Origin of the sequence: Bacillus sp. MYb209, from assembly GCF_002975175.1 — a bacterium.
Classification (GTDB): Bacteria; Bacillota; Bacilli; order Bacillales; family Bacillaceae_G; genus Bacillus_A.
The window spans coordinates 1-1,317 of sequence record NZ_PCNZ01000126.1; the positions used below are offsets into that span (position 1 = coordinate 1).

A 1,317-nucleotide genomic window follows, 5' to 3' on the forward strand; every position below is an offset into this window, starting at 1 on the left:
TGGTCTTATCCCTGTCAAGTAGACAGTATTAAAAAGACTAAGCAGCCATCGAGACTCGATATTCTATCGGAGCTCGATGGTTGAGTCGTTTTTGGAACCGTTTATAGTTATAAAAGTAAATATATTCTTCAATTGCTTGTATTAAATCCGCTTCTGTTTTAAAATGATTCAAATACAACATCTCCGATTTAAAATGGGAGAAAAATGATTCGATACAGGCATTATCATGGCAGTTTCCTTTGCGAGAGTGGCTGCCAATGATACCTAAATCAAAAAGTCGTTTGTTGTAGGCATGAGATGTGTACTGGAATCCCTGATCTGAATGGAGAATGGTTCCACGCACATCTCTTTTTTGTGCCAACATTTCAATTGTATCTAATACAAGTTCATTATCATTGCGCTTGGAAATTTTCCAAGAAACAACTTCGTTATTATAAATATCTTGTACAACAGAAAGATAGCGGAATCCCTCTTGAAATCGTAGGTAGGTAATGTCTGTAACAAGCGCTTCATTTTGTTGGCGATCTTTGAATTCACGGTTTAAAACATTTGGAAAAGTATTGGAATCATTCCCTTTAAAGAAGCGACGCTTCTTCCGAATAATAGACTGAATGTTGAGTTCACTCATTAAGCGATATACCTTTTTGCGATTTATAAAATAACCCTCTTCTTGTAAAGCGATTTTCATACGTGGATAACCATATTCCTTGTGCTTTACGTGAATAGATTGTATTACCTTTTTTAATCGTTGATCGGATTCTAGTCGCATGTTTTTCATACTTTTTGTATGAATCCACTTATAGTAACTTGAACGATGTACACCCGCAAATTTAGTAAGCCATATAACTGGATATTTTCTCTTTAATGATTCAATGATATGATATCTCTCTTTATATTTTAGTACGCCTCCATTTACAGATTTGGATACTGCTTTTTTAAATATTCAACCTGAGCCTTATAGTAGTCACGTTCCTCTTCAACGGTGTTGAAATGAACACGTTTTCCTTTTAGAGGGTTTGGTATACCTTTCATTCCACTATTTTTTCCACGAGTATCTGTAATCTCACCACATTCTTTATATTTTTTCACCCAATTTTTAAGTTGGGTAGAACTTCTAAGCTGAAATTTTTCCTTTATCATAGTGTAACTTCCTTCTCCGTTTAAATAACTTTGAACAGCTGATAACTTTAATTCTTCTGAATATGTATTAAAAGTTGAGCCTTTTTTAGTCATAAAAAATCCCCTCCAAGTAATAGTGTAACATCCATGTGTGCACATGGTCTTTTTTACACTGTCTACCTAAAGGGGATAATACCA

1 protein-coding gene is annotated in these 1,317 nt (G+C 34.4%); it reads right to left on the reverse strand.

Annotated elements, in window-relative coordinates; translation table 11 throughout:
* Positions 1–37: 37 nt before the first annotated feature.
* A protein-coding gene (locus CQZ94_RS30725) for an IS3 family transposase (protein ID WP_483861181.1) occupies positions 38–1,233 on the reverse strand; the annotation gives its coding sequence in 2 pieces (ribosomal slippage) (positions 38–939 and positions 939–1,233; 1,197 coding nt in all).
* Between the last annotated feature and the right edge of the window lie 84 nt (positions 1,234–1,317).